The 8,491-nt window shown below is 72.4% G+C and carries 9 protein-coding genes; 4 read left to right on the plus strand and 5 right to left on the minus strand.

The features are described 5' to 3' along the window. The coding region (locus E4099_RS24785) for a SpoIIE family protein phosphatase (RefSeq protein WP_167828472.1) at positions 1–271 on the plus strand (271 nt) is incomplete at its 5' end. A gap of 73 nt (positions 272–344) precedes the next feature. Here E4099_RS24785 and E4099_RS24790 read toward each other — a convergent pair. Next, positions 345–947, minus strand: a complete 603-nt coding sequence (locus tag E4099_RS24790; protein ID WP_135341338.1) for a YceI family protein — start codon at positions 945–947, stop codon at positions 345–347. Positions 948–1,448: 501 nt separating this feature from the next. Between E4099_RS24790 and E4099_RS33730 the strand changes: the two genes are divergently transcribed. Both E4099_RS33730 and E4099_RS24800 read left to right on the plus strand, forming a co-directional pair. Continuing rightward, a complete protein-coding gene (locus E4099_RS33730) occupies positions 1,449–2,312 on the plus strand; it encodes a hypothetical protein (RefSeq protein ID WP_209446719.1) in 864 nt (287 codons plus the stop codon). Between the two features lie 41 nt (positions 2,313–2,353). After that, positions 2,354–2,713, plus strand: a complete 360-nt coding sequence (locus tag E4099_RS24800) for a hypothetical protein (RefSeq protein ID WP_135341339.1) — start codon at positions 2,354–2,356, stop codon at positions 2,711–2,713. Positions 2,714–2,773: 60 nt separating this feature from the next. On the opposite strand, the gene E4099_RS24805 is transcribed toward E4099_RS24800, so the two are convergent. From E4099_RS24805 to E4099_RS24815, 3 genes are all read right to left on the minus strand, one after another. Then, positions 2,774–3,592, minus strand: coding sequence for a hypothetical protein (locus tag E4099_RS24805; RefSeq protein ID WP_135341340.1), 819 nt, complete (start codon positions 3,590–3,592; stop codon positions 2,774–2,776). A 206-nt stretch (positions 3,593–3,798) separates the two neighbouring features. After that, positions 3,799–4,671, minus strand: coding sequence for an alpha/beta fold hydrolase (locus tag E4099_RS24810; RefSeq protein WP_135341341.1), 873 nt, complete (start codon positions 4,669–4,671; stop codon positions 3,799–3,801). Between the two features lie 1,016 nt (positions 4,672–5,687). After that, on the minus strand, positions 5,688–6,380 hold the full coding sequence (locus E4099_RS24815; RefSeq protein WP_135341342.1) for an iron-dependent transcriptional repressor DtxR: 693 nt from the start codon (positions 6,378–6,380) through the stop codon (positions 5,688–5,690). Between the two features lie 276 nt (positions 6,381–6,656). Between E4099_RS24815 and E4099_RS24820 the strand changes: the two genes are divergently transcribed. After that, entirely contained in the window at positions 6,657–7,412 is a 756-nt protein-coding gene (locus tag E4099_RS24820; RefSeq protein WP_135341343.1) for an SIS domain-containing protein, read from the plus strand. Between the two features lie 110 nt (positions 7,413–7,522). Here the strand turns inward: E4099_RS24820 and E4099_RS34515 are convergent. Next, a partial coding sequence (locus tag E4099_RS34515) for a GAF domain-containing protein (protein ID WP_483414779.1) occupies positions 7,523–8,491 on the minus strand: 969 nt, incomplete at its 5' end.

Raw genomic sequence — 8,491 nt, forward strand, 5'->3', positions numbered from 1 at the left:
ACAAGAGACAGCCCACCCCCTGCCCCCGGGCTCCACCGTGGTCCTCTACACCGACGGCCTCATCGAGGATCCCGCCGGCTCCGTCGACGAGGGTCTGGCCGCGCTCGCCGAACTCGCCACCACCCACGCCGACCTGCCCCTTCAGGACTTCGTGAACACCCTGGCCGATCACCACCCCAGCGACGGCCACGACGACATGGCCATCCTCGCCCTCCGCACCCCTGCCCCCGACACGGCTCCACCGCACGAGGACCCGGCTCCGGAATCCTGACCGTTCTCCGCCCCAACGCGAGTTGGCGGCCACGCAATTCGTGGCCGCCTCAACTCACGGGAACCGGTCAGGTTCAGGCGTTCTTGATCGCCGAGATGTCGAAGTTCAGCTTGATCTTGTCGGAGATGAGGACGCCGCCGGTCTCCAGGGCCGCGTTCCAGGTCAGGCCCCACTCGGAGCGCAGGATCGTGGCCTTGCCTTCGAAGCCGACGCGCTCGTTGCCGAACGGGTCCTTCGCCGAGCCGTTGAACTCCAGGTCGATGGTGAGCGGCTTGGTGGTGCCGAGGATCGAGAGATCACCGGTGATGCGGTAGTCGTCGCCGCCCAGGTACTCGGCGGACGTCGAGCGGAACGTCATCATCGGGAACTCGTCGGTCTTGAAGAAGTCGGCGCTCTTGAGGTGACCGTCACGGTCGGCGTTGCCCGTCTCGATGCTCTCCATCCGCACGTCGAAGGAGGCCGTGGACTTGGACGGGTCCGAGCCGTCCAGGTGCAGCGAGCCAGTGAAGTCGGTGAAGCTGCCCTTCACGTTCGTCACCATGGCATGCCGCGCGACGAAGCCCAGCGTGGTGTGGGCCGAGTCGACGGTGTAGTCGCCGGTCAGCGCGGTGAGGTCGGGGCCGGCCGAGGCGACGGCAACGGCGGGGGTCTCGTTCTTGCGGCTGAAGATGCCCATGACGTGCTCCTTGGGGACGGGGCGGTGGGGGTGCCCGAGTGCTGTAGTTGAATCATCAACTACGTCGACTGTAGCCCAATAAATTTGAACGTTCAACTGCATGCCCATGATTTCTTTCCGCGACTGATTGATGACTCCCTGCGGTCACTGCCGAGTGGCCGGCAGCCGTCGCCGAGCCCACCCCATGCGCGACAAGCCGGGCGGGGTCCTCTGCCGCTCGACGGCGGCACGCGGGTCGGCCTCAGGCCCGGGCAGTGGGCCCACCGGAGCGCGGGGCGTCCTGGCGAGCGCGAACGCCCGGCCCCGCCGGACCGGGCGGGCGGCCCGCGTCGCCGACGCTCCTCCACGATCTTCGCGGGCCGCGCGGGCTCTCGGACGAGGCCATGCGGAAGGGCGAGTGCGCCCTCGCCGTCACCGCCGGCCCGGAGCGCCCCTCAGGACGAGCGGGGAGACAGCGGAAATTCCTGAGCGGTGGGTGTGACCTTGCGCCATGCTCACACGGTGATCTGCGCTCTCTTCACGGTCCATCGTCTGGATCCACGGGTGCTCGCCCGCGCCCTGGCCGACGTCACCGGCGTCCCGGACGAATCGGTGGACGTCGCACGCGCAGGCGATATCGACCGTGATTGGGGCGCCCCCGTTCTCTGCGGTTACGAGATCCTCCCAGCCGGTGATCTGGCCCTGGTCCTCGACATCTACGTGCAGGACACCGTCGCCCACCACCTGACCGAGCTCACCCTCGCGGCGCAGCTCGCCGCGGCGGCGGGGACCACCATCCTCTACCCCGCCGAGTCCTTTCCTCCCAGCGCCTACTGGGCGGTGACCCCGGACGGACTCGCGACGCGCGCACGTGTCTATCCATCGGATGACGAGGAGCCTTCCTACATGGTCGACGCGGTGCGAAGGCCAGTGCCCCATCTACCGAAGGCGCGGGTGGAGACCATGCCCGAGATCGCGAGCGAGCGCCGGGCAGCCTTGAACGGCGTGACGCACGCCGACCTGACCAGACTTCTGGGGCTCTACCACCGGTCAAGGGACGGCAGCCAGGAAGCATCGCTGGAAGCCGTCGAACTCGTAGGACGAGAAGGCGGCTCGTTCGTCGTCTCCTCATGGACGGACTGGACGCTCCGCATCGAGTCGGGCGACTGGCCGAAGCTGCCTCCTTGGTGTCATCCGGTGGATCAGTGGGAGTTCCGGGACCTGGACTTGAGCGGCAGGGGCGGAGCCGTGGCGCTCGGACGCTGCCTCGGGGTAACAGAGCTTGCCGACGAGGCCGGTGAGGTACGGACGGTGTCCCTGGGCTTCCCGCAGGGCTCGCTGGTCATTACAGGCGGCGAATCCGTCGCCGTCCGCTGGGAGGCGTAGCGCCCGTCACTTCGAGCCCGGGCTCGGCCTTCGTCAGCACCGTGCCGGGCCCCGGCTCAGGGCGCTCGACGAGATCGACTTCCCGGCGAAGGGCTTCGCGCTTCGCCGGGCTGACCCTGCGGCTGTACGCCCCGGGCGCCGACGCGTGGTCCCTGTACTGGGCGAGCAAGCGCACCGGCACCCTCTTCCCGCCCGTCACCGGCCGCTTCCAGCCGGATGGCACGGGCGTCTTCCACGGCGACGACGAACACGAGGGCCGCGAGGGCCGCGAGCTGAGGGTCCGCTTCGTCCGGTCGGAGATCGCTGAGACCACCGCCCACTGGGAGCAGGCGTTCTCCGTGGACGAGGGGCGGACCTGGCTCACCAACTGGCACACGCGCATGACTCGCCGGACCGACTGACGGAACCGGACGAGCCCGCCGGGAACCGGTTCTCTCGAAAGAGGGGGCCGGAGTCGGGGGTCAGTTCAGGGCCGGGTCGCCGCCCGGGCCCAGGGACTGGCGCTCCTCCACTTCCAGTTGGGCGGCGACCGCGTCCGTGCGCTCGCGCAGGGCCCGCACCCGGTCCGCGGTCTCGACCCGCATGGCGCTGGGGTCCGGCGGCACCACGGTGACGCCCATGGACTGGGCCGTCACCACCAGGCTGTAGGCGACATCCGTCTGGTGCGCCAGCAGGGCGGTGGAGAAGAGGTTGGCACGCAGCGTCTTCTCCCGGCCCAGCCGCCCGCGGTAGACGATCTCGCAGGCCACGTTGGTCTCGTCCAGGCGCTGCTCGGCGGCCTTCTCCAGGGAACCGAGGACCACGGTGGCCAGACCGTCGATGATCTTGGTGACCGCCCACTTGCGCCCGGGTATCGGCGGCAGCAGCTCGCGGATGCGGTCTATCTCGTTGTCCAGGGCTTCGGTGGTCATCGCGGCGAAGCCGTTGTGCAGTTGGATCCGGACGACCTTGTCCCAGGGGATGTCCTCGCCGTCGAAACCGACGGACTCGGGGCCGAAGCGCACCGCGCCCAGGCTGTCCAGCGAGCCCAGCGCCTTGGCGGTGACCGCGGGCACCCGCTCGTGGTGGCAGACCAGGGCGCCCAGCGAGAACTCCCACTCCTCGGCGGCCGGGGCCGCCGGGGCGGGCAGGGTGCCGAGCACCCGCAGCACCCAGTCGCCGCCCGCGTTCGCACTGCCCCGGCTCGCCTGCGCGCCGCGGTTCATGGCCTCCTTGCCCACCGTGGTGGCCACCGCCGTGACCCTGTCGCCCACTCCGCGCAGCCTGTCCCGCATCCCCATGGCTTCGCCGCCCCTTCCCTCGTCGGAATTCCGCCCTACCCGCCCGTGACTTAGGGCCGGTGACGCCTCGTCTGCCGCGCCGGACCGGATGGGGCCGGCGACGGTCGGGAGTGATCTTCTCACTCACTTCTCTTCACGCCTGGGACGCCTGTTCGGTTACAGATGAGGGCGGGGGATGTGGGCGGTGGTGGTGGCCCCGGCCGCGGCTACACCGGGACCACCGCGGACAGGAAGGAGTCGAGCGCCTGGAACCACCCCTCCGGCTGCTCGTAGTGGATGAAGTGGCCGGCGTCGGCCACCTCCGCGTACTGCCCGCGGGGCAGCACCCGGACCATCTCCTGGGCCTCGGCCCGGCCCAGCTGGCCGTCGAGGCCGCGAATGACCAGGGTGGGGCACTCCACCAGGGCCAGCTCCTCCCAGTGCGCGTCGTGCACCCAGGTCTCGCGCGAGGCGAGCATCTGGGCGGGCGCGAAGACCGGGCGGCAGCCGTCCGGGTGCTCTGTCATCACATCGGCGAAGAACGCCCCGCGGGAGGGGTTGGGGCGCTCCAGCCAGGGATCCTCCGCACCGAACCAGGTATGCACGTCGGCCAGGGTGGGGAACGCCGGCCAGGAGGCGAACCAGTCGGCCCACTCGCGCTGCGAGGCGGCCCCGAGCGCGGAGGCGCGCATATCGCTGATGACCAGGGCGCGCACCAGATCAGGTCGGCGGGCGGCGAGCTGCCAGGCGGTCAGCGCGCCCATGGCATGGCCGACGAGGGTGACCGGGGCCAGCCCCAACTGCTCGATGGCCGCCTCGGCGTCCCGCACATAGACCTCGCGGGTGAAGGGCCCGTCGGCGGGCTTCTCACTGCTCCCGTGGCCACGCTGGTCCAGGGCGACCGCTCGGTGCCGGGCGGAGAGCCGGCGGGCGGTGTCCGCCCAGTGCGCGGCGCGGCCCATCAGCCCGTGGAGCAGCAGCACTCCCGGCTTCCGGTCCTCCGCACACCCGTCAGCCGCCCCCGCTCCGAGCGGGTCGGCGAACTCCCAGGCGGCGAGCCGCACGCCATCGGCGCCGGTCACGTCGGTACGCCGCGCCATCTCTCTGGCACCCCCATTCCTGTCCTATGTGGGACCGATTCGGTCCTACTCCAGGCTATCGAACTGTTATTCGAACAAGCAGCATCCGGTCGGGAACACCCCTCGTTCGAGTGACCCATGGCGGGGATTGCCGCCGCGCACCGGGGGGAGACAGATGACGGGAGGCGGACGGCTCGGGGAAGGGAGTCCGCCGGGGCAGACCCTGAGAGCTCGGGGCTTCGGGTCGCCATCGTCTCCGGTGGCGGGGTGCGAGGGATCGCGCACCCCGCCACCGGAGGCGACAGGGGGTCATCGGGGGGAGTCGGGGAAGCGGCGCCCCGGCGACACCAGACGCCGGGGGGCTTGCCGCCGGACCGCCGACCGGCGGCTCTCGCGCCGCCTCTCGGAACCATGACACCCTCCCCTGACCCGATCAGCTCACGCGCGCGCGACGCCCCCGCCGCCGCGGCCCGCCGGCCCCAGGTCATCCGTGTGTTACCGCTCCTCCGGCACGCCTGCCGCAACCCCTGGCGGCGCCACCGCACCTGACGCGGAAGCAGTCATCGACCTCCCGCGACAGCGACAGCGTGACATGCCGTGGGCTCATTCGCTCGGATTCCGGGTAACTCCACGAACACCTGGTGCGGTTACCTTCGGTAAGAGGCTCCGTTTACCTGTCGCGCGCCCCGGGTCGGCCGCAGACGGCGCGGAACGGCGGGCCCGCGCCGACCGATTCCGCTTGACGGGAGTGCGCCCCCTGCGGGGCGGGCCGCTCACGGTGCGGTGGACATTCCGGGCACGGCACCGTGAGCGGGATGGGAGTGGTCGCCGCCGGGGCGACCGACCCGACAGGGGGACAGGAATCGGTCAGGCAGTGCCCGGAGGCCCGCCCCGAGGCCCCGCAGCGGCGGCCAACGCCCAACGGCCGGCGCGGCCGGAAACCCCAGCAGCGGTGACCAACGCCCGGCGGCTGGAACCGCCCCAGCCCCCGTAGCGGCGACTCAAGCCCAACGGCCGGCACGCCCCCGCAGCGGCGACTACCGCTTGGCGACGAAGACGTGCCCGGCGATGTCCGTGTCCAGCTCGGCCGCCTCGCCGCCGCTGCCCACCAGCACGCCGCCCGGCGACTCGGTCACGCTCACCACCGAACCCGGCTGCACGCCCGCCCGGCGCAGGGTGTACATCAGCTGGGCGTCGGTCTGGATGGGCTCGCCAATGCGGCGCACCACCACCGTCTTGCCCTCGGTGCCCGGGTCCAGCTCGGTCAGGCTGACCATGCTCTCGTCCAGGAAGGGGTCGGCCTCGGCCTTCTCCCCCAGCTCCTCCAGGCCCGGGATCGGGTTGCCGTACGGGGACTCGGTGGGGTGGCGCAGCAGCTCCAGCACGCGGCGCTCCACCGCGTCGCTCATCACGTGCTCCCAGCGGCACGCCTCGGCGTGCACCTGCTCCCACTCCAGCCCGATCACGTCCACCAGCAGGCACTCGGCGAGGCGGTGCTTGCGCATCACTCGGGTGGCCAGCCGGCGGCCCTCCTCGGTGAGCTCCAGGTGGCGGTCGCCGGCCACCTGCACCAGCCCGTCCCGCTCCATCCGCGCCACCGTCTGGCTGACCGTGGGGCCACTCTGATCGAGTCGCTCGGCGATACGGGCGCGCATGGGAACCACACCTTCCTCTTCGAGCTCCAGGATGGTGCGGAGATACATCTCCGTGGTGTCGATCAGTCCGGACATGCGTGCCCCTCGATGAGTCGTGCGGTGGCCCTGCCCCAATTCTGACGCATCCCACTGACAAGAGAGCCCGCTCGATCGCCGCGCCCGACCCGGTGTCCACCCGCGTTCCGGCCCGTATCCCCGCCCGGTGCGCCCCGCGCCGCGCGCCGTCCGCCCGCGGCGGCTCGCACTCCGGCCGGTAACAGCAGGCGACCGCGTATTGACAGAGCAGTGGTCCAGACCGCAACGTGATCGGCGCCACCAGCGTACGCACCCAACGGAAAGGCACCCGCAGGGATGAGCGAGAGCAAGTTGGCCGGGCAGTACTTCGATGCGGCGATCGGCCTGTTGCAGCGGGTGCGGGACGAGGAGGCCGCGCGGATCGAGGCGGCCGGGGCGCTGGTCGCGGACACGGTGGCCGCCGGCGGCCGACTGTTCACCTTCGGCGCCGGCCACTCCTCGCTGCCCGCCCAGGACGTGGTCTACCGGGCCGGCGGACTGGCGCTGGCCAACCTGCTGCCGGTGCCGGGCGTGGTGGGCGTGGACGTGGTCCCGGCCACCCTGGGGAGCGCGCTGGAGCGGGTGGACGGCCTGGCCGGCGCGGTGCTCGACACCAGCCCGACGCGCGCCGGCGACCTGCTCTTCGTCATCTCCCTGTCCGGACGCAACGCGCTGCCGGTGGAGATGGCGCAGAACGCCCGGGCGCTGGGGCTGAAGGTGATCGGCGTGACCTCCGTCGCGTACGCCACCGGCACCACCTCGCGGCACTCCTCCGGCACCTTCCTCAAGGACCACTGCGACCTGGTCCTGGACAGCAAGATCCCGCTGGGAGACGCCGAACTCACCGCCGAGGGCATCGGCGCCCCCTTCGGCCCCGCCTCCACCGTCGTCACCAGCGCGGTGATGCAGGCGGTGATGGCCACCGCCGCCGGCGAACTGGCCTCCCGCGGCATCGACCCGCCCATGCTGCGCTCCGGCAACGTGGACGGCGGGCACGAGTGGAACGGCCGAGTGATGGCCGAGTACGCGGACCGGATCTTCTACCGCCGCTGAGCGGGAGGGAAGGGCCCGGCCCAGCGGGAGCGCGGTGACGAGCGGCTCGGCCCGCCCTCCTCAGCCCGCCGGGGACGCGGCCCGCCCTCCTCAGCCCGCCGGGGATGTCCTCAGGCGTCCAGCCGCTGCGCCAGGTCGAGCGCGGCGGCCACCCGCACCGAGACGTCCTCCGCGTAGGCCGCGTCCGCCCGGTCGAAGGGGTGGCGGCTCGGCCCGCGCAGGAAGGTGGCGACGCCCAGCGTGCGGCCCCGGCTGCGCAGTACCGCGCACAGCCCGTGCACGGTGCCCTCCGGCCACCTCTGCGCGGCGGCCCACCGCGCCGCCTCCTCCCCGTCCAGCCGGGCGGCGCTGATCCGCACCGAGCCGCAGTGTTCGGCCGCCTGGAGCGCGGGATGGCCCTCCAGGTACGGCACCGGGATGCCGCCGGAGAAGACCGGGCGCCCGGCGGACGGCCCGGTGCCGGACACCCCGCTGGGCGTGGCCACGGCCCGTACCAGCCGGATCCGCTCCCGTGGAGCGCCCAGCGGCTGGGACCACGCGGGGCCGGGTGGGACATAGGTCGCCTCGGGGGCGTACCGGCCCGCGGGCAGCGCACCGGGGTACGCCGTCGGCGCGGGATGGCGCCCGGCGGCGTACGGGCGTGCGTCGGCGCCCGGTGCGGCGTACGGTTCCGGCGCCGCGGTGTACGGCCCGTACGAGCCGGGCGCCTCCAGCGGTGACGGGTACGGGCCGGGCGGCGCCGCCGGGAACGGCCGGCCGTCCGACCCGGGCGGCTCCAGCACCAGGTCCACCAGGGCGTGGTCGGCGAAACCGGCCAGCGCGAAGTCCAGCTGCACGGTGGCCGCCTCCACCGGGTCCTCGCACTCCGCCGCGGCCCGCGCCGCCCGGTGCAGCTGGTTGCTGCGGAAGCGCAGCCGGGCGCTCTCCTGCTCCACCCGCTTGCCGTCGGTGACGTCCAGGAAGAACCAGGCCACCCCCAGCGGCACCGGCTCCTCGGAGAGCGGGGAGCACAGCCGCAGGAAGCCGCTGCGCCAGCACCGGCGGTCCGGCCCGAAACCGCCCGCCGCACCGGCCCCCGC

The organism is Streptomyces palmae, assembly GCF_004684805.1.
Classification (GTDB): domain Bacteria; phylum Actinomycetota; class Actinomycetes; order Streptomycetales; family Streptomycetaceae; genus Streptomyces; species Streptomyces palmae.